Origin of the sequence: Streptomyces flavidovirens DSM 40150 (genome assembly GCF_000429085.1) — a bacterium.
In the GTDB taxonomy this organism is placed as follows: domain Bacteria; phylum Actinomycetota; class Actinomycetes; order Streptomycetales; family Streptomycetaceae; genus Streptomyces; species Streptomyces flavidovirens.
Genome location: NZ_AUBE01000014.1, coordinates 63,494 through 86,997 on the forward strand (window position 1 = coordinate 63,494; position 23,504 = coordinate 86,997).

The following is a 23,504-nucleotide window of genomic DNA, read 5'->3' on the forward strand; positions in this document are numbered from 1 at the left end:
TCCTTGCTCGCTGGACATGACATGAAGAGGGACCGGCTACTTCTGGGGGGCACTCCCCGCAGCGCCGGCCGCCGCCCCGCGACGGAGGAAGAGCAGCAGTACGCCGCCCACCGCCGCCGAGGTGAGTCCGAGGACGCCGACGGCCGCGGCCAGGCTGCCTGCGAGGCCGTCCAGGGCCAGCAGTGCGAGCGGGCACACGAACTCGCCGCCGAAGAACGCGGCCAGCCACAGTCCGGTGCCCCGGCCGCGGTCCGCGTAGTCGAGCTTGGACATGGCCAGGGTGAGGAGCGAGGGCAGGAGGACGCCCGTTCCGAAGCAGTTGAGGACGGCTCCGACGATCAGAACAATGGGGTTGCCGGCGAGGGCCATCACGACGAATCCGGCCGCGCACAGTGCGAATACGGCGGGGAGCCTGCGCGCCGGCGTGCCGGAGAACTTGGTGAAGGCGATGGAGCCGGTCACGGTCGCGGCGCTCGCGATCGCGGTGGCCGCCCCGATGGCGCCCGTGGATTCCACCCCCAAGTCGTCCATCAGGTACGCCATTTCGACCGGAACGGTGTAGAAGACCATGGCGCCGAACACGGTCAGCCCGCAGATCCCCGCCAGCCGCCGCACCGGAAACGGACTCGGCCGTTGCGACGCACCCGACGCACCGGCGGAAGCTGCCTCACCGCCGGACTGCCGCTTGGGAAGGAAGGCGGCCATGACGGGAGCGATCAGCAGGCTGACGGCGTAGATCCAGAACGGGGCCCGCCAGCCCGCCGAACCCACCACTCCGCCGAGTACGAAGAAGGCCGTCGCGGAGGCGGAGGCGCACATCGTCTGCAGAGCGAGGTAGCGGTCCCGCACGCGCCCGCTGTAGTAGTCGCCGATCAGCGTGGTGCAGCAGGTCATGATCGCCGCCTCGACGACACCGACCAGTGCCCGACTCGCGACGATCGGCCCGAGGGAATCGAGCCACAGCGGGGCGGTGCCGAAGACGGCGTACAGCACGGTCGCGACGACCAACAGCCGTTTGCGGCCCAGCCGGTCCACGATCACGCCGGCGAATGGGGCGAGCAGGGCGAGCGCGAGGGCCGGAATCGTCAGTGCGACGGGAACCAGCGCTTTCGCGCCGGCCACACCTTCGAAGTGGTCCTGCATCCTCGGCAGCACCGGAGCGATGAGGACCGCGCCCAGAATCGGCAGACAGCTGCCGGCCATCAGCAGCGTTACGCGCAGCCGATGCGCCGCACCGGAAGGCGCCGCGGCGCCCGGCGTACCGGCGTCCACGACGGGGGACGGGGCGGGGATCGGGGTGGCGGGCGGGGAGGGGGAAACCGGTTCGGGCATACGAGGCTCCACATGGCGGCAACAGGAGGGAAGACGGCCTCCCCGCGACCCAGGACACGCGACCAGTACGCGCGACCACGACGCGCGATCACGACGCGCGACCAGGACACCCAACGCCCCGGACCTCGTCGCACCTGCGGGGAAACGGCCCGGCAGGAGCGGGCCTCGGCAACTGTCACGACTATGCGCGAGGCCGTCAGTGCCGCCCAGCCCCTGATCCATCGATATCCCGGATGCACGTCATTCGGGCCGTGGATTCACCGGGCGCGAAGACGCGGCGACAGCGACTCGCCCCGCCGTCTCGCGAAGCCAGATATGGGCGGCGTCGTGCGTGTGCACGGGATGCCACCACAGGGCCTCCTGGACGGGTACCGCTTCGTAAGGGCACTCCATGACGCGTACGGGAGCCACTCCCCGCAGCCGGTCGGCGAGGAGCTCCTGGATGAGGGCGATGCGGCGGGTCCCGGCGACGAGCCAGGGCAGCGCCTGAAAGCTGTCGACGGAGACCTCCGTCCTGGGTTCGATGCCCAGCATGCCGAGCTGCCGGACCGCGGGTGCGTCGTACGTGCGCTGGTAGGTCACCCACGGCAGGCGGCGCAGGTCGTCGAGTGTGAGGCGTTCGCCCACGTCGGGATGGTCGTCGGAGACGAGGAAGACCCAGCGGTCGCGGTACAGCTCGACCGTGGGGAAGCCACTGATGACGCCGTGCGGCATGAGCAGTCCGTCGGCCGTGCTCAGCAGCGTCCCGGTGTGCTCGGTGACGTCCGTGGGCGTCTGCCGGAAGCGCAGCCGGATGCCCGGAGCCTCGGCGTGGACCGTGCGGGCCAGCTCGGCGCCGAAGACCGCCACGGCGTAGTCGGAGGCGACGAGAGTGAACGTGTGGGTTTCATGGGCCGGATCGAAGTCGGCCTGACTGGTGAAGACGCGTTCCAGCAGATCGCAGGCGGTGGCCGTCCGGGCGAGGAGGACCTGCCCCAGGGCGGTCAGTTCGTACCGGCTGCCGACGCGGGAGAGCAGGTCGTCGTCGAAGTGACGGCGCAACCGGGCCAGTGCGGCGCTCATGGCGGGCTGGCTGAGTCCGACGCGCTGCCCGGCACGCGTGACGCTGCGCTCCTCCAGGAGGGCTCTGAGAGCAGTGACGAGGTTCAGGTCCAGGCTGGCCAGGTTCATGGTGCTTCCCCAGGTGCGATGGCTGCGCCGCCGCTTCATTCACGGCGTGGATGGAATGCATCCAACGAATCGACTTCCCTTATCCGTGGTGCGCGGGCCAGATTAGTCCCATCGCCATTCGGGAGGACATCTTCGTGAAACCCGCAGCATCTTCCGCACTTTTCTCCGGGCCTTTCGCGCTCGGTACGTTCTCCGTCCGTGGATCCGGCACCCCCGCCTACCCCGGCCTGGTAACACCCGAGAGTGAGGTACTCGACCTGCGCGCGGCGCTGGACGACCCGGAGTTGACCGTACGGACGCTCCTGGAGCGCTGGGACACCCTGCTGCCACGCCTGCGCGACCTCGCCGCCTCCCGGACAGGGGACCGGCGACCGCTCGACGAGCTGAACGTGCACGCCCCGGTCGAGCCGCGGCAGGTCTTCCAGTCCGGCGCCAACTACCGGCAGCACGTCATCGATCTGGAGATGGCGCACCGTTCGCCCGACGACCCGCGCACGGAGGGCGAGGCACGGGCCGAGATCGCGGAGATCATGGACCGGCGCGCCGCGGAGGACCTTCCGTACGTGTTCATCGGCCTGCCCAGCGCGATCACCGGCCCGTACGACGACGTGGTCCTGCCCGACTGGTGCGAGAAGCCGGACTGGGAACTGGAGCTGGCCGTGGTCATCGGCAAGCCGGCCCACCGGGTGCCGGTCGAGGACGCCCTGTCGTACGTCGCCGGCTACACCATCGCCAACGACCTGACCGACCGCGCTTCCGTCTTCCGCCGGGACATGCCCGCCATCGGCACCGACTGGCTGCGCTGCAAGAACGCCCCCGGCTTCACCCCGCTCGGCCCCTACCTGGTCCCGGCCGAGTCCCTCGCCGACCCGTCCGACCTCCAGGTCACGCTGAAGCTGAACGGCGAGACCATGCAGGACGAGTCCACCAAGGACATGATCTTCGGCGTCGCGCGCCTGATTTCGTACGTCTCCCAGACGGCCCGGCTCCTGCCCGGCGACCTGGTGCTGACGGGCAGCCCGGCCGGCAACGGCATCCACTGGGGCCGGCTGCTGCGCGACGGTGACGTCATGGAGGGCTCGATCACCGGACTCGGTACGCAGCGCACACGCTGTATCGCGGAGCAGGCATGAACCTCGACCGTACGGATCCAGAGGGCGCGATAGCCGAGTCCGCCAAGGCGTGCTCCAACTGGGGGCGTTGGGGCGCGGACGACGTGCTCGGCACGCTCAACTTCCTGGACGCCGCCAAGCGGCGCGAGGGCGCCGCGCTCGTCCGCAGGGGTGTGAGCTTCTCGCTGTCGCAGCGCTTCGACATGAACGGACCGCAGAAGGGCTGGCGCAGGCGCACCAACCCGGTCCACACCATGCTGGACACGGGCACCGACGCGGCCCTGGGCAACCAGGGCTTCCCGCACGGCATCGGCGGCGCCGACGACGTGATCGCCATGCCGTTGCAGTGCTCCACCCAGTGGGACGGGCTCGGGCACATCTTCGACCACGGCAAGGCGTGGAACGGACGCCCCGCCGAGAAAGTCGTCACCTCCGACGGCGACCGGGTCACCGGCATCGAGCACATGGCCCCGTACGTCGCCGGGCGCGGCGTACTCCTGGACGTCGGCCGGGTCATCGGCGGGGACGGTGAACTGCCCGACGGCTTCGCCGTCACCGAGGATCACCTCACCGCCACGGCCGAGGCGCACGGCGTCACCGTCGGCCGAGGCGACATCGTCGTCGTACGCACCGGGCAGCTCGCCCGTGCCCGGCGGGAGGGATGGGGCGACTACGCGGGCGGGCCCGCGCCCGGTCTGTCCTTCACCACGGCCGGCTGGCTGCACCGCACCGAAATCGCCGCGATCGCCACCGACACCTGGGGCTTCGAGGTCCGGCCCAACGAGTTCGACCACGCCTTCCAGCCGCTGCACCAGGTCGCCATCCCCAACATGGGCCTGCTGATCGGTGAGATGTGGGACCCGGACGCCCTCGCCAGGGACTGCGCGGACGACGGGGTGTACGAGTTCTGGCTCACCGCCGCGCCCTTGCCCATCACCGGAGCCGTCGGCTCCCCGGTCAGCCCGATCGCCGTGAAGTAGCCCGAAGCGGGCCAGGTGCGGCGCGTTCTCGACAGCCGTACCGCCACCTGGCCTTTGACAGCACCGAGCCGGCCTCCAGTCGCCGCCCGGGGACGCGCGGCCCCTCACACGGGAGGAACCCCGAACATGACCCACACCCGTACCGCCCTGGTAGTCGGCGGAGGCACCGCCGGCAGCGCGCTCGCCGTCCTGCTCCGCAGGGCCGGTATCGCCGTCGACCTCGTCGAGGCCAAGGCCGACTGGAACGCCACGACCGGCTCCGGCATCACCCTTCAGGGCAACGCCCTGCGCGTCCTGCGCGAGATCGGCGTCCTGGAGCAGGTGAGCGCGCACGGCTTCAGCAGCGACGGTGTCACCATCGTCGCACCCGACGGCACCGAGATCTTCACGCAGCAGGACGTGCGCACCGGCGGCGACGACCTCCCGTCCACCGTCGGCATGCAGCGTCCCGCGTTGCAGAGGATCCTCATCGAGGCCGTACGGGCATCGGGCACCCGGGTCCGGCTCGGCTGCACCATCGACAGGCTGACGCAGGACGCCAGGGGTGTCGACGTCTCCCTCACGGACGGCACGGCCGGCCGGTACGACCTGGTGGTCGCCGCCGACGGTCTGAACTCCCGCACGCGCGAACTCATCGGTGTCACCGACAAGCCCGCCCCGACCGGCATGGCGATCTGGCGCACCCCCGCGCCCCTGCCGGCCGGCGTCACCCGCACCCATCTCGCGTACGGCGGCCCCGCCTACATCGCCGGGTTCTGCCCCACCAGCGACACCACCGTCTACGCCTACCTCGTCGAACCGAACCGCGACCGGGCATCCATCGACCCGGCGTCGTACGCCGAGGAGATGCGGCGCGCCGCCGAAGGCTACGGCGGGTTCTGGGACGAGATCCGGGCATCCATCACCGACCCGGCGCAGGTCAACTACACCTGGTTCGACCGGCATCTGGTCGAAGGCGCCTGGCACCGCGGCCGCGTGGTGCTCGTCGGTGACGCGGCCCATGCCTGCCCGCCCACCCTCGCCCAAGGCGCCGCCATGTCGCTGGAGGGCGTGTCCGTTCTCGCCGAACTGCTGAGCGCGCACGAGGCCTGGGACGACGAACTGCTGACCGCCTACCGCGACCGCCGCATGCCGCGCGTGCGGATGGTCGTCGACGCCTCCGTGCAGATCGGCCAGTGGCAGCTCGACGGCGTACGCGACGCGGGCGTACCCGGATTGATGGGCCGCACCCTCAACGCCCTGAAGGAACTCCCGTGAACGCGCTCACGACGACCGCCCCCACGGTGGACGTCCACGCCCACCTCCTGCTTCCCCAGGTGGAAGAGGCGGTGGCCGGACACCCCGCACTGGCCGAGGCCCGCAACCTCGACGCCCGCCGCAACGGGCCCGAGGCACTGGCCGTCAACGGCCCGATGGTGCGCGACCGCATCCCACTGCTGACGGACGTCGACGAGCGACTCACCGCCATGGACGCGGCGGGCGTCGACGTACAGTTGGTGTCCCCCTCGCCGTCCCACTACCACTACTGGGCCGACGAGGAACTCGCCCGTACGCTATCTGAGTTGGCCAACACCGCCACCGCCGCCCACTGCGCCCAGGCCCCTGACCGGCTGTACGGCCTCGGCCTGGCGCCGCTCCAGCATCCCGAACTCGCCGTCGAAGCACTCGACCACGCCCTGGAGCAGGGCCTGCTGGGTGTCGAGATCTCCTCGCACGCGCCGGGCCGGGAGCTGTCCCATCCGGCGTACGAGCCGCTGTGGGAACGCGCCGCCGACACGGGAGCGGTCATCTTCCTGCACCCCTTCGGCTGCACCCTCGACGAGCGCCTCGACCGCTGGTACCTGTCCAACACCGTCGGCCAGCCCACCGAGAACGCCGTCGCGCTCTCCCACCTGATCTTCTCGGGCGTCCTGGACCGGCACCCGGACCTGAAGCTGCTAGCCGCGCACGGGGGCGGCTATCTCCCCACCCACATCGGCCGCTCCGACCACGCGTGGCGGGCCCGCGCCGACGCCCGTGGCTGCGCCCACGAGCCGAGCAGTTATCTGAAGCGCCTGTACTTCGACTCCCTGGTCCACGACCCGTACGTACTGCGGGAGTTGATCCGCGCCGCCGGACCGGACCGCGTCCTGCTCGGCTCCGACTACCCCTTTGACATGGGCACCGACGACCCGCTGGCCGCCCTGCGCGCCGCCGGCCTGCCCGATGCCGACTTCCACGCCGTACGCGGAGCCAACGCGGCGGCTCTCCTCCTCCGGAAGGACTGACATGCGTCTGCTCACCCACCTGCGGCACGTCGACCTCGCCGTACCCGACTACGACAAGCAGCTCGACTTCTACGCGGGCGTCTGGGGCCTGACCAAGGTCGCCGAGGACTCCGGCATCTCCTTCCTGGCCGCCGAGGGCTCGCCCGAGCAGTACGTGGTCCGGCTGCGCAAGGCCGACGAAAAGCGCCTCGACCTCGTCTCGTACGGCGCCGCCACCCCGGCCGACGTGGACACCCTCGCCGAACGGCTCCTCGCCGACGGCGTCCGGCTGATCTCCCGGCCGGGACGAGTCGACACCCCCGGCGGCGGCTACGGCTTCCGCTTCTTCGACGTCGACGGCCGCACCATCGAGGTCTCCGCCGATGTCGGGGCCCGGCAGCACCGCCGGATCGAGGTGAAGGAAGCGATCCCGGTCCGCCTCTCGCACGTCGTGCTCAACTCCCCGGACCTGAACCGGACGAGGGCCTGGTACGAGCAGTTCCTCGGCTTCGCACTGAGCGACACCCTCAGCTCCCCGCACATGGGGGAGGTCATGCACTTCATGCGGATCAGCAGCCAGCACCACTCCATGGCCATCGCCCAGGGCCCGCACACCGCCCTGCACCACGTCTCCTTCGAGATGCGCGGCCTGGACGAGTACATGCGCGGGTCGGGCCGTGTGATGCGCGCGGGTTTCCGCAAGATCTGGGGGCCGGGCCGCCACATGGCGGGCGACAACACCTTCACGTACTTCCTCGACCCGCACGGCAACACCGTCGAGTACACCACCGAACTGGAGGAGCTCGACGAAGACACCTGGCACCCCCACGTCTACGACTTCTCCCAGCCCGAGGTCACCGACCAGTGGGGGACCGCCAACCCGATGAACGAACTGGTGGCGAAGGAGTCCTTCAACGACGTCGACCGCGGCGTGTTCGTCGCCCCGCCGGTCTGACCCTCCCTGAACGCCGGGGGCACGGCGCTTTTATGTCAACGCCGTGACTGCCTGCCTGCCGTGCCCCCGGTTTCCCCACCCCTGGAGTCCCTCATGCGCTTCGCCAGCTACGAGCATCTCGGCCGCCGGCGCCTCGGCGTCGTCGAGGACGACGGCCGCCTGTACCCCGTCCCCGGCCACGACTCGCTCCTCGACCTGCTGCGCACCGGCCGTCTCCATGAGGCGGGCGCCGCGACTCTCGACGTACCCGCGGGGCCGCATCTGAGGGACGTGACGCTGCTGCCGCCTCTCCAGCCGCCGACTGTGCGGGACTTCGTCACCTTCGAGGAGCACGTGGAGGGCGTACGCCGCTCCGTCGACGGCACCGCCGGCGTGCCGGACCAGTGGTACGAGGCTCCGACCTTCTACTTCACCAACCCGTACGCGGTCATCGGCCCGTACGACGACGTGCCGATGCCGCCCGGCTCCTCGGTCCTCGACTTCGAGCTCGAAGTGGCCGCCGTCATCGGCCGCGAGGGCCGCGATCTTACCCCCGAGCAGGCCCGCGACCACATCATCGGCTACACGGTCTTCAACGACTGGTCGGCCCGCGACCTCCAGTCCGCCGAGATGCGGGCCGGCCTCGGCCCCTGCAAGGGCAAGGACACCGCGACCACACTCGGCCCGTACCTCGTCACCGCCGACGCATTGGAGCCGTACCGCGACACCGACGGCTTCCTGCGCCTCGCGCTGACCGCCGAGGTCAACGGCGAGGTCGTCGGCAAGGACCTGCTGTCCAACATGAGCTGGACCTTCGAGGAGATGGTCGCGTACGCCTCGCGGGGTACGTACGTCATGCCGGGCGACGTCCTGGGCTCGGGCACCTGCGGCAACGGCGGCTGCCTCGCCGAACTCTGGGGCGTACGAGGTGAACAGTCACCGCCGTCGCTGAAACCCGGTGACGCCGTCACCCTCACCGTCGAAGGCATCGGCACGGTGTCCAACACCGTGGTGCCCGGGGCGCAAACCGTGCCGCTGCCCACCGCCCGCAAACGCCCCAGGCTGCGTCCTTGAACCGCACGTCAGAGAATCACGGCCGTTGTCTCGGTGGCTTTGACGCTGGTCCAGACGGGGATTCCGTCGGCGAGGCCAAGTTCGGCTGCCGCCTGCGGGGTGATCTCGGCGACGAGGTCGGGCGCCTCGTCGGAGGTGATGAGCACGCGCAGTCGGCTGCCGCTCGCGGTGATCTCCCGTACCGTGCCGGGCCAGACGTTGCGGGGGCTGCCGCCGGGCTTCTCGCGGTGGACGGAGACGGCTTCGGGCGCGATGACGGCGAGCGCTTCCGTACCGGGCGGGAGCGGGTCGGCGACGACCAGGGTGCCGCCGGCAGTGAGCGCGAGGCCGTCGGCGGTGGCCGTGCCGGGCCAGGCGTTGCGGCCGAGCAGGCGGGCGACCCAGGGGGAACGGGGGTGGCGGGTCACCTCCGCCGGGGTGTCGTCCTGGAGGGCGCGGCCCTCGTCGAGGACGAGGACACGGTCGGCGAGGGAGACGGCCTCGACGGGGTCGTGGGTGACGATCAGGCAGACGCCGCCGAAGCCGGCGAGGTGGGTGCGCAGGGTGTGGCGTACGTGGGCGCGGGTCGTCTGGTCGAGCGCGGCGAGCGGCTCGTCGAGTACCAGGAGCCGGGGGCGCGCCGCGAGCGCGCGGGCGAGCGCGACGCGCTGCGCCTGGCCACCGGAGAGCTGCGCGGGGCGGCGGTGGGCGAGATGCCCGACGCCGAGCCGGTCGAGCCACTGCTGGGCGGCGCGCCGGGCCTCGCCTCGGGGGACGCCCTGGACGCGTTGCCCGTACGCGGTGTTGGACAACGCCGTCAGATGAGGGAAGAGGGCGCCGTCCTGGGGGACCCAGGCGACGTGGCGGCGGTGCGGGGGAAGGGCCGTGACGTCGGTGTCGCCGAGGCGGAGTTCGGCGTGGGCGCGGGGGGTGAGGCCGAGGAGGGCGCGCAGGAGGGTGGTTTTCCCGGCGCCGTTGGGTCCGACGACGGCGATGGTGGTGCCGGGCTCGGCGGCCAGGGTGAGCCGGGTGAAGCCCGTGACCTCGGCGTGCAGTGACCATTCCTCCCGAGGGACCGGGGGCTGTGCGACGGTGGGGGCGGGGGCCTCGTCCGGAAGAGCCTGTTCCACCGGGGGCGGAGGCCGGTGAGTGCGCTTGGCCGGGGGGCCGGTCCAGCGCCCGCGCAACGCGATGAGCACGGCCATGGCGATGACGAGCAGCAGCAGGGAGACGGAGGTCGCCGCCTCGGGCTCGTCCTGGAGCAGCAGGTACACCTGGAGCGGCAGCGTCTGGGTGGTGCCGGGCAGGTTACCGGCGAAGGTGATGGTGGCGCCGAACTCGCCGAGCGCCCGCGCCCAGGTGAGGGCGGCTCCGGCGATCAGCCCGGGCGCGACCATCGGCAGGGTGACGGTGAAGAAGACCCGTACGGGCGAGGCACCGAGCGAGGCCGCCGTCTCCTCGTACCGTGGCCGCAGTCCGCCCAGCGCGCCTTCCAGGCTGATGACGAGGAAGGGCATGGCGACGAAGGTCGCGGCGAGGACGGCCCCGGAGGTTTGGAAGGGGAGCGTGATGCCGAAGGTGGACTCCAGCCAGGGGCCGAGCAGCCCGCGTCGGCCGAACGCGAGGAGCAGAGCCACGCCGCCCACCGTGGGCGGCAGCACCATCGGCAGCAACACGAGAGAACGGACGACGGCCTTGCCGGGGAAGGGAACGCGGGCGAGGAACCAGGCCAGCGGTACGCCGAGGACCAGGGACAGACCGAGCGACCAGAACGACACCACGAGGGAGAGCCGCAGAGCCTCGACCGTACCGGGTGAGCCGAGATGGTCCGCAAGTTGGCCCCACTGCGTCCGCACGAGGACGCCGATCAGCGGCAGCACCAGGAAGGCCACGGCGACCAGCGCGGGAATCGCCAAGGCGAGGGGAGCGCTGGGGCCCGGCGTGCGGCTGCCGGTTCGATTCATCAGTGGTCCCTGCGGTTTCGTGCGGAATGGGGAAGGGCTGTCCGTTCCCCCGGAACGGACAGCCCCTCGTGGGTGTCTGCTCCGGTTACGGCTTCTGGAAGCCGGCGTCCTGGAGGATCTTCTGGGCCTCCGGCGTGGACAGCCAGGTCACGAACGCGGCGGCGGCCTCGGCGTTCTTGGACTCCTTGAGGGTGGCGGCCGGGTACGAGGCGATCGCGTTCTGGGCGTCGGGGATCTCGATGGCGTCGACCTTGTCCGGGGCCGTCGCGGCGTCGGTCTCGTAGACGAGTCCGGCGTCGGCCTCGCCGAGTTCGACCTTGCTCAGGACGGCGCGGACGTTCGGCTCCTGGGAGACCGGCTTCACCGTGATCTTCTGGGCGTCGAGAATCTGCTTGCTGTACTTGCCGGCCGGGACCTCGGGGGCGGCGAGGACGACCTTGAGCTTGCTGTCCGAGAGGTCCTTCAGCTCGTCGACCTTGTGCGGGTTGCCCTCGCCGGTGGCGATCACGAGCCGGTTCCTGGCGATGACGACCGGGGTGCCGGTGTCCGCCTTCACCTTGTCCATGCTCTTGGTGTCGGCGGTGACCAGCGCGTCGGCCGGGGAGCCCTGGGCGACCTGAGCTATCAGCTCCTGCGATCCCGCGAAGGAGAAGGTGATCTTGGTGCCGGGGTTCTTCTTCTCGTACGCGGCGCCGGCGGTCTTGAACACGTCGGTCAGCGACGCGGCGGCCAGGACCGTGAGGCCGGCCTTGGGAGCTGCCGACCCGGACGGGGAGCCGGCGGAGGCGCCGCCGGTGCCCTTGTTTGTGTCGTTGTTGCCGCAGGCGGCGAGGGGGACGAGCAGAGCGGCTGTCAGCACGGCAGTGGCGGCGCGGCGTCTGGTGAAGGTGAGGGACACGGACATCAGGGCTGGGACTCCTTGGGAATGGGGTGGTCGGCAGCATGCCGTCCGTCGCGGGTGGTGACGAGCCGCGCCGGTGACCGGCCGCGCCGGTGGCTGGCGTCGCCGCTCGGAATTGCGTGAGGGGGTCAGGTGCGGTCGATGTGCACGCTGGTCGACTTCACGCGGGCGGTGGCCTGCATGCCGACTTCCAGTCCCAGCTCTTCCACGGCCTCACGGGTGAGGAGCGAGACGAGCCGGTGCGGGCCCGCCTGGATCTCGACCTGAGCCGCGATGTCACCGAGCTTGATCGCGGTGACGATGCCGGGGAAGGCGTTACGCGCCGAGGTGTAGGACGCGTCCTCCTCGCCGGTGCCGCTCTGGGCGATCTCCACGGAGAAGGCGGCCAGGGCGCGACCGTCGATCAGGCGACGGCCACTCTCGTCGCGGTGGGTCGCGACGCGCCCGGCATCGGCCCAGCGTCGCGCGGTGTCGGGGCTGACGCCGAGCAGACGGGCCGCCTGCCCGATGGTGTAGGACTGCATGTGCGACACCGTAGGGCGCTGAGGCTGGCATCTGCAACTACTCTGTAGGACTGTCCATGGCGAATGCGAGGTCGTATGGAGGAAACGATGAAGGGCGGGCGTGCGCACGGGACGTGACCTGACCCGCCTCGACCACAAGCTGGACCTGCGGGCGGCGCTGCTCTGCTGCTGAGGGCCGGATCGTCAGCGCAGGTCGATATGGACGTTCGTCGACTTCACCTGTGCTGTCACCGTGACCCCGACCGGCAGTCACGATCCCCACGAACGAATTGCGTACGGGTGCCGGCAGATCGTCCTCCGGCACCGCGTACGTTCCGGCGCCTCGCTCCTTGGCGAAGGCCAGGCCGATCCCGTCGATGACCCGGTTTCCTGAACCGTCACGGCTCACGCGCAGCCGACCACCATCGGCCAGCCGGCGGACGGTCTCCGAGCTCACTCCCAGCAGCTGCGCTCCCTGCGCAATGCCGTACGACGGCACACCTCGATCAGGCGGCGGCGAGAGCGATCTCGGTCGACTTGATCAGCGCGACGACGGAGGAGCCTGCGGCCAGGTCCAGGTCGGCGACGGCGTCCTTGGTGATCGCGGCGGTCAGCTCGCCTCCCTCGACGGCGACCTTGACGGAGGCCATGGCGCCTCCGGTGGCGACGGCGGCGACGGTTCCGGGGATCTGGTTGCGGATGGACAGCCCCTCGACGGGGCCGGTGGCGAGCGCTACCTCGGTGGACTTCACGAGGGTCTTGACCGCGGCTCCTTCGGCGAGCCCGAGATCCTTGACGGCCTCCAGGGTGATCGCGGCGGTCACGTCCTGGCCGCCGGCGAGGCGGACCTTGACAGTCGCCATGACCTCGCCCGGCGTGATGGCGACGACGGTTCCGGCGATCTGGTTGCGGATGGACAGGCTCATGAAGACACGCCTCACAGGGAAGTTGGAGCAGTTTCAACAGGCGAAATACCTGATGTGCTTCACACGCTAATCCGCGAAACCGGATCAGAGCAGGCGGCGTCACATCCGCGAGTCTCTGGGTGTATTGCGCCTGGCAGATCGACGGAGCCGGGGGGCGCACCGGCTTGTGGAGTACTCGGCCGGTGCCGCGCCCGTTGAACCGGCCCCGCCCGATGTACGACCTGTGAAACGCCTTTGACCTGGCGTTTCTCCCGATCTCTCTCAGGGGTGACATCTCTTCGATGTCGAAGGGGGGCTGTGTCTTACGCGCTATGCTGCATGCGCCCCGCGGGGGAAGTCCGGTCGAATTCCGGCGCTGACCCGCAACGGTAGGCGGAGCCCAACACGCGGCTCCGTGAGCCCGATTACCCGCGGTGGTGAAGGCTCCTGTCAATTCGCCGTGGACTGCGAGAGGGTGCTGCGCAGGGCGCCCCGCGTCCCTGGGCCGCTCCTTTGGTCACGTAGGTGCACGGCCCGAGGCGAAAGCGATCCGCCCGTGGCCACACCGCTCGAACGTAAACCTGCCGCGCCATTGGTCGCGGTCCCTATCGGTGTCGGCCCCGCGCCGCCCAAGCGCGTATCACTGCCCCTTCTCTTCGCCAGCCTGTGCGCGGGGCTTGTGCTCTCCATCGTCTGTGGGGCCGGCATCGGGGCGTCGGGGCTGTCCTGGGGCGAGGTGCTGCGTTTCCTGTGGGCCGGGCTGACCGGCGGATCCATATCCCCCGGAGAAGTTTCGGCGTACACCATCGTGTGGGAACTGCGCTTTCCACGAGCCGTGCTGGCCGCGGTCGTCGGAGCCGGCCTGTCGGCCATCGGTGTCGCCGTGCAGGCCATGGTGCGCAACGCCCTCGCCGACCCGTTCGTCCTGGGCATTTCGTCGGGCGCGGCCGTCGGTGCCAATGCCGTGCTCCTGTTCGGGGCCTTCGGCGTTCTCGGTCTGTGGGCGCTGTCCACGGCGGCCTTCCTCTCCGCGCTTCTCGCGATGACGCTGGTGTACGCGATCGCCCGCACCGCTGATGGTCTGACCCCGCTGCGGCTCGTCCTGACGGGTACCGCGATGTACTACGGCTTCTCGGCCGTCACCACGTTCATGGTGTTCGCGGCCGAACGCGGCGAGGCGGCCCGCTCCGCGATGATGTGGCTGCTCGGCAGCCTCGGCGGAGCCAGTTGGGCCTCCGTGCCGATCGCCGCGGGAGCCGTGCTCATCGGCCTCGCCCACCTCACGGTGTCAGCGCGTCGCCTGAACGCCCTGGCGATGGGTGACGAGACCGCGGCCGCCCTGGGGGTGGACGCGGGGAGGCTGCGCAAGGAGCTGTTCCTCGTCTGTGCCGCCGTCACGGGGGCCGTGGTCGCGGTGAGCGGTGCGATCGGTTTCGTCGGCCTGATGGTTCCGCACGCCGCACGGATGCTGGTCGGCGCGGACCACCGCCGGCTGCTGGCCGTCGCGCCACTCGCGGGCGCCGTCCTGCTGATCTGGGTCGACATCCTGTCGCGCGTGGTGCTCGCGCCCGTCGAACTGCCGGTGGGCGTGCTGACGGCCGTCATCGGCGTGCCGTGCTTCGTCCTGCTGATGCGCCGCCGCTCCTACACCTTCGGAGGCGCGTGATGCGGATCGACATCGATGCGCTGACGGTCGAGGTCGCCGGCGCGCGGCTGGTGCGTGAGGCCACGCTGCGCGCGGACGGCGGGCAGGTCGTCGGGCTCGTCGGGCCCAACGGCAGCGGCAAGTCCACCCTGTTGCGCTGCGTCTACCGAGCCCTGCGCCCCACGGCGGGTACGGTCAGGCTCGGCGGTGAGGACCTGCACTCCCTGAGCGCGCGCGAAGGCGCCCGCCGGCTGGCCGCCCTGCCCCAGGAAGCGGTCACCGAGTTCGGCTTCACGGTGGCCGAGGTCGTGGCGATGGGGCGGCTGCCGCATCAGCGGTCGGTGGCCCGGACCACCAACGAAGACCACGAGGCGTGCGAGGCCGCGCTGGTGCGGGTCGGCGCCGACCACCTCGCCGACCGCGGCTTCCTCACCCTCTCCGGCGGCGAGAAGCAGCGGGTCCTGATCGCCCGCGCGCTCGCACAGCAGCCGCGCGTACTCGTGCTCGACGAGCCCACCAACCACCTCGACATCGCACAGCAGTTGGAAGTGCTGGCTCTGGTGCGCGGGAGTGGGCTGACGGTGCTCACCGCGCTGCACGACCTCAACCTCGCCGCGCTCCACTGCGACCTGCTCTACGTCATCGACAGCGGCCAAATCGTCGCCTCCGGCGCGCCGCACGACGTGCTCACACCCGAGTTGCTGGCCGAGGTTTTCGGCGTACGGGCGCACCGTGTGCCGCATCCGGAGTCCGGCGCCGTACAGCTGCTCTTCGACCGTCTCCCGCCCACTCGTCCCGCTTCCTGAGGAGTCATCGCCATCATGCCGAACCTCGTACGCCCCGCCGCTCTCGCACTCGCCGCCGCCCTGGTACTCACCGGTTGTGGCGCGGAGGTCACCTCTCGGGACGCGGAGGGTGGTGATGCCAAGGCACGCGGCGGCCATTATCCGGTGACCGTCGAGAACTGCGGCCAGAAGAAGAGTTACGACAAGGCGCCGCGGCGCGTGGTCACCAATGACGTCGGCATCACCGAGATCATGTTCGCGCTCGGGCTCGAAGAGCACATGGCGGGCTATGTGATGCCCGACGACAGGGGCGACCTCACCTCCGTTCCCTGGAAGGACGCTTACCAGAAGACGAAGTGGCTCTCGAAGAAGACGATCAACAAGGAGCTGGTCCTCGACGCCCGCGCCGATCTCGTGTTCGCGGGCTGGAACTACGGCTTCAACGAGGGGGAGGGCTTCAGCCCCACCGAGCTGGAGAAGGTGGGCATCGACTCGTACCTGCTGAGCGAATCGTGCCGCAACGGGCAGGGAAAGGCACGCGGGGTGATGCCGCCCCTCGAAGCGCTGTACGCCGATCTGCGGAACCTGGGAAAGATCTTCGACGTCGAGGACCGTGCGCAGGCCCTCGTCGCGGACTTCGAGAAGCAGGTGGCCGCAGCACAGGCGAAGGCCCTGAAGGGCGCCGACCGCCCGCGCGTCTTCCTCTATGACGACGGGCAGGACAAGCCGCTGACCTCGGGGCTGTACGCCGGGCCGCACGACATCATCACCAGGGCGGGCGGCGACCACGTCATGAAGGACCTCAAGGACAGCTGGGCGACGGTCGGCTGGGAGACCGTGGTCGAACGTGACCCCGAGGTGATCGTGATCAACGATTACGGTGACACCACCGCGGAGCAGAAGCGGAAGTTCCTGAAGTCCTATCCGCCGCTCGCCGGCGTCTCGGCCGTCAAGAACGACCGGATCGTCGTCCTCGACTACGCGGAGCTGGTGGAAAGCCCGCGCAATCCCGCGGCCATCGCCTCACTTGCCGCGGACCTGAGGAAATTCGCATCGTGACCTCGTGACCTGACCTGACCGGGGCTTGCAGAAGGCATGGGGGCGACTGAAGCTCGACTGAGCTTCAGCCGCCCCTCTTGGTGGTGTGTCTTCCTGTGCGCTCAGGCCGCCGCGGGGCTGAGGGCCCTTTCCCGCTGGGCCGGACAGCTCGAGTCCGGCCGCGCGGAGCGGCACGGGTACGGTCTCCGCGCGGGCTGATACGGCGATGGGCGGCGCCCTTGAAGGAGGGGGCGGAACTCGGCACGATCCCACCATCATGATGAGCTCTGACGTGCCCTTGAACGATTTCAGCCCTGCCGGCTCCTGGTGGAGCGATGCGGTCGTCTACCAGATCTACCCGCGCAGCTTCGCCGACTCCAACGCGGACGGCATCGGGGATCTGCGAGGCATCATCCAGCGCCTCGACTACCTTGCCCGGCTCGGCGTCGACGTGCTGTGGCTCTCGCCCGTCTGTCCCTCCCCCCACGACGACAACGGCTACGACATCAGCGACTACCAGGACATCGACCCGCTCTTCGGCTCCCTGGACGACTTCGACCGGCTGCTCGCCGCCGTCCACGAGCGCGGCATGAAGCTCGTCATGGACCTCGTGGTCAACCACACCTCCGACGAACACCCCTGGTTCACCGGCTCACGCGACGCAGGACCGGGCGGGCCCAAGAGGGACTGGTACATCTGGCGTCCGGCCCGCCCGGGCATGGAGCCCGGCACTCCCGGCGCCGAGCCCAACAACTGGCAGTCCTTCTTCTCCGGACCGAGCTGGACGTACGACGAGGCAAGCGGCGAGTACTACCTGCACCTGTTTTCCCGCAAGCAGCCCGACCTCAACTGGGAGAACCCGGAGGTCCGGCAGGCCGTCCACACGATGATGCGCTGGTGGCTGGAGCGTGGTGTCGACGGCTTCCGCATGGATGTCATCAACCTCATCTCCAAGGACCCGGCCCTGCCGGACGGACACATGGCCGAAGGGTCCCGGTACGGAGACGGCAGCCCGTACTACATCTGCGGCCCGCGCGTTCACGAGTACCTGGCCGAGATGCACCGCGAGGTCTTCGCCGGTCATCCCCGCCGGCTGCTGACCGTCGGCGAGATGCCCGGCGTGACCATCGAAGAGGCCAAGCTGTTCACCGACCCACAGCGCCGCGAACTCGACATGGTCTTCCAGTTCGAACACGTCGGTCTCGACCAGGGCCCCGGCGGCAAGTTCGACGTACGCCCGCTGAGGCTCACCGACCTCAAGGCGAGCCTCGGCCGCTGGCAGACGGGCCTGGCGCAGACCGGCTGGAACAGCCTGTACTGGAACAACCACGACCAGCCGCGCGTGGTGTCCCGCTTCGGCGACGACAGCCCCGCCTACCGCAACCGTTCCGCCAAGCTCCTGGCCACCGTGCTGCACCTGCACCGGGGTACCCCGTACATCTACCAGGGCGAAGAACTGGCCATGGCCAACACCGCGTTCACCACCATCGACGACTTCCGCGACATCGAATCGCTGAACCACTACCGCGACCGGATCGCCATGGGCGCCGACGAGGAGCAGGTCCTGGCCGGCCTGCGCCACCGCGGCCGCGACAACGCCCGCACCCCCATGCAGTGGGACGCCACCGAGCACGCCGGGTTCACCGCGGGCACACCGTGGATCGCAGTGAACCCCGACCACACCACGGTCAACGCCAAGGCCCAGCTCGCCGACCCGGACTCCGTCTTCCACTACTACCGGCGCCTGATCGCCCTGCGGCACACCGAACCCGCCCTCACCGACGGCGACTTCCGGATGCTGTACCCCGAGGACGAGCAGGTCTATGCCTTCACCCGACACGACCGGGCCCGCGGCACCGACCTGCTCGTCCTGGCCAACTTCAGCGGCGACGACCGTACTGTCACCCTGCCCGAGGGCTGGGCGAACACCGAGACGCTCATCACCAATGTCCCGGACACAGCCCCTCTCGCGGCCTCGCCCACCCTGCGGCCGTGGGAAGCCCGCGTCCACCGCCGCCGCCGCGCCGCCTGACGCGGCCACCAAGCATTGGGGCGGTTGTCGAAGCGGCCGACGTCGGCCGTCCCCGGACAGGGCTTTGACCTGCTGCTTTGCGTGTACGATTTCCGCCTGATGTGCGCGGACGCCGCCCCCCAGGACCGTGACCGGACATTTCGCGGACCATCCGGTCCGTGTCGCTGTTGGGCCGAACGGGTGAGGCGCGGGAAGATGGCCGGATGCAGACACAGCACGTGAGCGGGGTGGTCCGGTGAGCAGGTACGACGTCACCGACGAACAGTGGGCCGGGCTCGCTCAAGTGGTGCCACTGCGCAGCAGGAACGAGTGGCCCTCCAGAGTCGATCACCGCACCATGCCCCAGGAAGAGGCGGCCGCCGAGCAGCGGCGGATGATCGTGCTGCGCGTGCAGGTCTTCTCCGACGCGCGTGAGGTCGCGGAGTACCTGATCGCGCACGTACCGGTGCTCCTGGACCTGACGGCGGCGGACGCCGATGTGGCCAAACGCATCCTCGACTTCAGCAGCGGTGTCGTCTTCGGTCTCGGCAGCGGCATGCACCGGGTCGACCGGAACGTCTTCCTGCTGTCGCCCGCCGGCATGGAGGTCGAGGGAGCCGAGGCGGCCGCCGTCGTCCCCCAAACGTAGGAAGGTTCCTCCGGTGTAACGGTTTGTCAGCGGAAGTGCCACATACCGTCCGGGCATGACTGTGCTTACTCCGGGGACGAGCCCCGGACCTCCCGCCGGTGACCGTGGCGTCCCCACGGTCACCGAGCTGAGGATCTCGGCCTTCAGATCGCACCGCGGCGCGGTCGTCCCGCTCGGTCCGGTGACGCTGTTCGCGGGCCCCAGCGGCAGCGGCAAGACGAGCGTCCTGGAGGTGTACGACGCGCTGTCCCGCCTGGCCGGTGGCGCCGAACTGGGTGCGGTGTTCCGGGACCCCGTCGGATGCGTGCCGGAGCGGGCTGGGCCGGACGCCGAGGGCCGGCGGGGCTTCAGGATCGGCTGCACCGTCGAAGGGCCCGCCGGGCCCGTGCGCCTCGATCTCGCCGTACAGGCGGAACCCGAACTGCGCATCGTCGGCGAGCGGCTGACCTGCGACGGGCAGACGCTGCTGACCACGGCGCTGCGTGATCCGGGGCGCAGCACGGTCCAGGCGGCCTGGTACACGGCGGGCACCGCTCCGGTGACGCGGGCGCCGCTGCCCGACGACCTGCTGGGTACGGCGCTGCTGCCGCTGCGCGTGGCGGGCAAGACGGCGGGGCAGCTGCGGGTACTGGCGGCCGCGGAACAGGTGGTGGTCGCGCTGCGTTCGGTGTTCGCGTGCGATCCGCTGCCTGCGCGCATGCGGGAGCCGGTGGCGCTGGGCGACGCCCGGCTGCGGCGCGGCTGCGACAACCTGGCGGGGGTGCTGTGGCGTACGCAGCATCAGTGCGCGAAGCGTCACGCGCGGCTGGCGGCGATGGTGCGGGCGGGGTGCGCCGGCCCGGTGGAGGCGCTGACCGCTGAGGAGCTCGCGGACGGGAGAGTACGGGCGGTGGTGGGCCGGGGCGGCCCGTCGGCCACGCCGCTCGGGCGGCTCGGGGACGGTGAGCTGAGGTATCTGGCCCTTGCGCTGGTGCTGCTGACCGGGCCGGGGGTGCTGGCCATGGACCCGGTTGCCGAGGTGCCTGCCGCGATGCAGGCGCTGACGGTTCTCGCGGACGGCTTGGACCGGTCCATGGACGGGCGCCAGACGCGGGAGCTCCTGGCGCTGGCCGCCTCGGTCTGCGCCGAGCGGCACATCAGCCTGGTCGGAACGGTCACGGACACCTCCGCTTCGTACGCCCGTGGGGTGGACGGGGTGGCGGTGGTAGACCTGGGCCCGTGACTGAACTGGATGTAGCGGGACTTCAGCGTCGGCTGGCCGAATTCGCGGCGGCGCGGGGGTGGGAGCCGTACCACACGCCGAAGAACCTGGCGGTGGCGCTGAGCGTGGAGGCGTCCGAGCTGGTGGAGATCTTCCAGTGGCTGACGCCCGAGGAATCGGCACGGGTGATGGAGGATCCGAACACCGCGCACCGGGTGACGGACGAGGTCGCTGATGTCCTCGCGTACTTGCTGCAGTTCAGTGAGGTGCTCGGGATCGATGTGCTGGCGGCGCTGGCCGCCAAGATCGACCGGAACGAGCTGCGTTTCCCGGTGCCGAAAAACAAGGATCGTCACTCTCCGGAGTGACGAATTTATCTGAAACCGCTTTTCTGTCCACAGATTTCGCCATAGCCCTGGCTTTCCGGGCCCCATGCCCTCACTCTGGGTAGTGGACGGGTGAACGGTGCGCGAAAGAAGCGGGCCATCGTGAGGACGGGGGGCGGCGCATGGACGCGGTGAGGCTTATCGGGCAGAGCCGGCACGCACTCGCGCGGAGCCGAGCGGCACGGGACATTCTGGCGGAGGCCTGGCAGGCACAGGCCCTGACCCAGGCGATCGGCGGGCACTTGGTGCTGACCGGTCCGGCGGAGCTGAGAGGTGAGGCGCGCGGGCTGAGCGAGACGGGCGGGCGGGGCTGCGGAGTGCTCGACATCCCGGCGCTGTGGGCGGGCGGGGCGGACGACGTGGGCGGGCCGCCTCCGGACGCCCGGCCGCGAGCGGCGCAGCTCTCCCAGGTGGCGGACGCGCGGGCGGCGTTGACCGGGCTGGGCGCGCTTCTCGGAGAGGTGGGAATCGCGCTCGTCGGGGTCGCGTGCGCCACCGACGAGGAGGCCCTCTACTGGCAGTGCATCGAGGGCATAGACGCCGCCGACGAGTCGAGCGACCGGGTGCGCGGGATATTACGCCGGCTCACGGTGCGGGAGCAGGACAGGCAGCGCAGCGCCGCTCGCGACTCGGCGGCGGAGCCGTCATGAGGCCATCAGCCGCTGGTGCCTGCGGCGCCGTCGCCCGTGGCGGCCGGCGGGTCCCTCTGCGGGGGCGGACCGTCGGCGTGGGCCGGATGTGCGAGGTGGGGTTGAGGGCACTCCGGCGGTGCAGGATGGAGGTATGGATCTTCGAATCTTCACCGAGCCCCAGCAAGGGGCGAGCTACGACACCCTGCTCACCGTAGCCAAGGCCACCGAGGACCTCGGCTTCGATGCCTTCTACCGCTCGGACCACTATCTGCGCATGGGTTCGGGTGACGGCCTTCCCGGACCGACCGACGCCTGGATCACGCTGGCCGGGCTCGCCCGCGAGACCAAGCGGATCCGGCTCGGCACGCTGATGACCGCGGGCACCTTCCGGCTGCCGGGCGTGCTGGCCATTCAGGTCGCGCAGGTCGACCAGATGTCGGGTGGGCGGGTCGAACTGGGCCTGGGGGCGGGCTGGTTCGAGGAGGAGCACCGGGCGTACGGGATCCCCTTCCCTAAGGAGAGGTTCGGCCGGCTCGAGGAGCAGCTGGCCATCGTCACCGGGCTGTGGGCGACGGAGACCGGCAGGACGTTCAGCTACGACGGGACGTACTACCAGCTGACGGACTCACCCGCGCTGCCCAAGCCCGCGCAGGCCAAGGTGCCGGTGCTGGTCGGCGGGCACGGCGCGGTCCGTACGCCCCGGCTGGCCGCGCAGTACGCCGACGAGTTCAACATCCCGTTCGCCTCGCTGGAGGACAGCGAGCGGCAGTTCGGGCGGGTCAGGGCGGCGGCGGAGAAGGTGGGCCGCAAGGCGGACGACCTGGTGTACTCCAACGCTCTGGTGGCGTGCGTCGGGAAGGACGACGCGGAGGTGGCCCGCCGGGCGGCGGCCATCGGGCGGGACGTGGAGGAGCTCAAGGCGAACGGGCTGGCGGGCTCGCCCGCCGAGGTGGTCGACAAGATCGGCCAGTACGCCGCGATCGGTGCCTCGCGGATCTATCTCCAGATGCTGGACCTGGACGATCTCGAACACCTGGAGCTGATCTCCTCGCAGGTCCAGTCCCAGCTGACCTGAGAAGTGCTGACGTGAGTGAAGGAGGTTCGCCGTGAAACCCGCCCGCCCGCTTGCCACCGCACTCGGGGCCGACGCTCCGGGGCCCGTCGTCCTTGACGGCGGTCTGTCCAATCAGCTGGAGGCGCAGGGCTGTGACCTGCCCGACGCGCTCTGGTCGGCGCGCCTGCTGGCCGACGGTCCGCAGCAGATCGCGGCGGCGCACGCGGCGTATGTGCGGGCGGGCGCACAGGTGTTGATCACCGCCAGCTACCAGGCGACGTTCGAAGGCTTCGCGCGGCGGGGTCTGGGCCCCGGCAAGGCCGCGGAGCTGCTGGGACGCAGCGTCGGACTGGCGCGCGCGGCGGGGGAGTCCGTGGACCGGGAGGTCTGGGTGGCGGCCTCGGTCGGGCCGTACGGGGCGATGCTCGCCGACGGCAGCGAGTACCGGGGGAGGTACGGGCTCTCGGTGCGGGAGCTGGAGCACTTCCACCGGCCGCGCGTCGAAGCGCTCGTCGCCGCCGCGCCCGATGTGCTGGCGCTGGAGACGGTGCCCGACACCGACGAGGCCGAGGCGCTGCTGCGGGCCGTCGAGGGCACCGGGATGCCGGTCTGGCTCTCGTACAGCATCGCGGGCGGACGGACCCGGGCCGGCCAGCCGCTGGAGGCGGCCTTCGCTCTCGCCGCGGGCAACGACCAGGTGATCGCCGTGGGCGTCAACTGCTGCGAGCCGCGCGACGCGGACGCGGCGGTGGAGCTCGCCGCCTCGGTGTCCGGGAAACCGGTCGTCGTCTATCCGAACAGCGGTGAGCGGTGGGACGCGGAGGCGAGGCGGTGGAGCGGCGGAGGGACGTACGACCCGGAGCGGGTGCGCGAGTGGCGGGCGTCGGGGGCCCGGCTGGTGGGTGGCTGCTGCCGGGTCGGGCCCGGCGAGATCGCCGAGCTGGCCCGGCTGGCCGGACCGGTTGCTTAAACCCCTGGTCCGCGACGGGCCGGGCCGACGATA

23 protein-coding genes and 1 riboswitch are annotated in these 23,504 nt (G+C 70.5%); of the genes, 16 read left to right on the forward strand and 7 right to left on the reverse strand.

Features of this window, described 5'->3' with window-relative positions; translation table 11 throughout:
• Nucleotides 1-36 precede the first annotated feature (36 nt).
• Nucleotides 37-1,332 carry an MFS transporter gene (locus G412_RS0119990; RefSeq protein ID WP_028813621.1) on the reverse strand — a complete coding sequence of 432 codons (1,296 nt, stop codon included), beginning with the start codon at nucleotides 1,330-1,332 and terminating at the stop codon, nucleotides 37-39.
• A gap of 240 nt (nucleotides 1,333-1,572) precedes the next feature.
• Nucleotides 1,573-2,502, reverse strand: coding sequence for a LysR family transcriptional regulator (locus tag G412_RS0119995; protein ID WP_028813622.1), 930 nt, complete (start codon nucleotides 2,500-2,502; stop codon nucleotides 1,573-1,575).
• Between the two features lie 134 nt (nucleotides 2,503-2,636).
• Here G412_RS0119995 and G412_RS0120000 point away from each other — a divergent pair, with 134 nt between their 5' ends.
• The 6 genes from G412_RS0120000 (at nucleotide 2,637) to G412_RS0120025 (ending at nucleotide 8,848) form a co-directional block, all read left to right on the forward strand.
• On the forward strand, nucleotides 2,637-3,635 hold the full coding sequence (locus G412_RS0120000; protein ID WP_028813623.1) for a fumarylacetoacetate hydrolase family protein: 999 nt from the start codon (nucleotides 2,637-2,639) through the stop codon (nucleotides 3,633-3,635).
• The gene (locus G412_RS0120005; protein WP_028813624.1) at nucleotides 3,632-4,594 is read left to right on the forward strand and encodes a cyclase family protein; all 963 of its coding nucleotides are present in this window, start codon (nucleotides 3,632-3,634) and stop codon (nucleotides 4,592-4,594) included. Before G412_RS0120000 ends, G412_RS0120005 begins: the two co-directional genes overlap by 4 nt.
• A 126-nt stretch (nucleotides 4,595-4,720) precedes the next feature.
• On the forward strand, nucleotides 4,721-5,851 hold the full coding sequence (locus G412_RS0120010; RefSeq protein ID WP_028813625.1) for an FAD-dependent oxidoreductase: 1,131 nt from the start codon (nucleotides 4,721-4,723) through the stop codon (nucleotides 5,849-5,851).
• Complete coding sequence (locus G412_RS0120015) at nucleotides 5,848-6,861, forward strand: amidohydrolase family protein (RefSeq protein ID WP_028813626.1); 1,014 nt, start codon at nucleotides 5,848-5,850, stop codon at nucleotides 6,859-6,861. Before G412_RS0120010 ends, G412_RS0120015 begins: the two co-directional genes overlap by 4 nt.
• A gap of 1 nt (nucleotide 6,862) precedes the next feature.
• Nucleotides 6,863-7,795 (forward strand): VOC family protein, encoded by a 933-nt coding sequence (locus tag G412_RS0120020; RefSeq protein ID WP_028813627.1) that lies wholly within the window; start codon nucleotides 6,863-6,865, stop codon nucleotides 7,793-7,795.
• 93 nt (nucleotides 7,796-7,888) lie between these two features.
• Nucleotides 7,889-8,848, forward strand: a complete 960-nt coding sequence (locus G412_RS0120025; protein WP_028813628.1) for a fumarylacetoacetate hydrolase family protein — start codon at nucleotides 7,889-7,891, stop codon at nucleotides 8,846-8,848.
• Nucleotides 8,849-8,856: 8 nt separating this feature from the next.
• Here G412_RS0120025 and G412_RS0120030 read toward each other — a convergent pair whose 3' ends face one another.
• The 5 genes from G412_RS0120030 to G412_RS0120045 all read right to left on the reverse strand — a co-directional run bounded on the left by G412_RS0120030 (nucleotide 8,857) and on the right by G412_RS0120045 (nucleotide 13,121).
• Nucleotides 8,857-10,791, reverse strand: a complete 1,935-nt coding sequence (locus G412_RS0120030; RefSeq protein ID WP_028813629.1) for an ABC transporter permease — start codon at nucleotides 10,789-10,791, stop codon at nucleotides 8,857-8,859.
• An 85-nt stretch (nucleotides 10,792-10,876) separates the two neighbouring features.
• Nucleotides 10,877-11,689: a molybdate ABC transporter substrate-binding protein gene (modA, locus tag G412_RS0120035; RefSeq protein ID WP_028813630.1), complete on the reverse strand. Its 813-nt coding sequence runs from the start codon at nucleotides 11,687-11,689 to the stop codon at nucleotides 10,877-10,879.
• 131 nt (nucleotides 11,690-11,820) lie between these two features.
• Nucleotides 11,821-12,216 (reverse strand): TOBE domain-containing protein, encoded by a 396-nt coding sequence (locus G412_RS0120040; protein WP_028813631.1) that lies wholly within the window; start codon nucleotides 12,214-12,216, stop codon nucleotides 11,821-11,823.
• A gap of 37 nt (nucleotides 12,217-12,253) precedes the next feature.
• Nucleotides 12,254-12,652: a MerR family transcriptional regulator gene (locus G412_RS41065; protein WP_244283125.1), complete on the reverse strand. Its 399-nt coding sequence runs from the start codon at nucleotides 12,650-12,652 to the stop codon at nucleotides 12,254-12,256.
• 49 nt (nucleotides 12,653-12,701) lie between these two features.
• A complete protein-coding gene (locus G412_RS0120045; RefSeq protein ID WP_028813632.1) occupies nucleotides 12,702-13,121 on the reverse strand; it encodes a TOBE domain-containing protein in 420 nt (139 codons plus the stop codon).
• Nucleotides 13,122-13,429: 308 nt separating this feature from the next.
• Nucleotides 13,430-13,552: riboswitch (cobalamin riboswitch) on the forward strand.
• Between the two features lie 140 nt (nucleotides 13,553-13,692).
• On the opposite strand from G412_RS0120045, the gene G412_RS0120050 reads away from it, so the two are divergent.
• From G412_RS0120050 to mmuM, 10 genes are all read left to right on the forward strand, one after another.
• Nucleotides 13,693-14,766 carry a FecCD family ABC transporter permease gene (locus tag G412_RS0120050; protein ID WP_425274495.1) on the forward strand — a complete coding sequence of 358 codons (1,074 nt, stop codon included), beginning with the start codon at nucleotides 13,693-13,695 and terminating at the stop codon, nucleotides 14,764-14,766.
• Entirely contained in the window at nucleotides 14,766-15,551 is a 786-nt protein-coding gene (locus G412_RS0120055) for an ABC transporter ATP-binding protein (RefSeq protein ID WP_028813634.1), read from the forward strand. The genes G412_RS0120050 and G412_RS0120055 overlap by 1 nt, the downstream gene beginning before the upstream one ends.
• A gap of 15 nt (nucleotides 15,552-15,566) precedes the next feature.
• Nucleotides 15,567-16,589 carry an ABC transporter substrate-binding protein gene (locus tag G412_RS0120060; RefSeq protein ID WP_028813635.1) on the forward strand — a complete coding sequence of 341 codons (1,023 nt, stop codon included), beginning with the start codon at nucleotides 15,567-15,569 and terminating at the stop codon, nucleotides 16,587-16,589.
• A gap of 271 nt (nucleotides 16,590-16,860) precedes the next feature.
• Complete coding sequence (locus tag G412_RS0120065; protein ID WP_028813636.1) at nucleotides 16,861-18,600, forward strand: alpha-glucosidase; 1,740 nt, start codon at nucleotides 16,861-16,863, stop codon at nucleotides 18,598-18,600.
• A 235-nt stretch (nucleotides 18,601-18,835) separates the two neighbouring features.
• Entirely contained in the window at nucleotides 18,836-19,228 is a 393-nt protein-coding gene (locus tag G412_RS0120070) for a cell division protein SepF (RefSeq protein WP_028813637.1), read from the forward strand.
• Between the two features lie 55 nt (nucleotides 19,229-19,283).
• The gene (locus G412_RS0120075; protein ID WP_028813638.1) at nucleotides 19,284-20,450 is read left to right on the forward strand and encodes an AAA family ATPase; all 1,167 of its coding nucleotides are present in this window, start codon (nucleotides 19,284-19,286) and stop codon (nucleotides 20,448-20,450) included.
• Nucleotides 20,447-20,797: a nucleotide pyrophosphohydrolase gene (locus tag G412_RS0120080; protein WP_028813639.1), complete on the forward strand. Its 351-nt coding sequence runs from the start codon at nucleotides 20,447-20,449 to the stop codon at nucleotides 20,795-20,797. The genes G412_RS0120075 and G412_RS0120080 overlap by 4 nt, the downstream gene beginning before the upstream one ends.
• Before the next feature lie 140 nt (nucleotides 20,798-20,937).
• The gene (locus tag G412_RS35300; protein WP_037649319.1) at nucleotides 20,938-21,465 is read left to right on the forward strand and encodes a DUF6099 family protein; all 528 of its coding nucleotides are present in this window, start codon (nucleotides 20,938-20,940) and stop codon (nucleotides 21,463-21,465) included.
• Nucleotides 21,466-21,598: 133 nt separating this feature from the next.
• Nucleotides 21,599-22,522, forward strand: coding sequence for an LLM class F420-dependent oxidoreductase (locus tag G412_RS0120090; RefSeq protein ID WP_028813640.1), 924 nt, complete (start codon nucleotides 21,599-21,601; stop codon nucleotides 22,520-22,522).
• 31 nt (nucleotides 22,523-22,553) lie between these two features.
• Nucleotides 22,554-23,471 carry a homocysteine S-methyltransferase gene (mmuM, locus tag G412_RS0120095; RefSeq protein WP_028813641.1) on the forward strand — a complete coding sequence of 306 codons (918 nt, stop codon included), beginning with the start codon at nucleotides 22,554-22,556 and terminating at the stop codon, nucleotides 23,469-23,471.
• Nucleotides 23,472-23,504 lie beyond the last annotated feature (33 nt).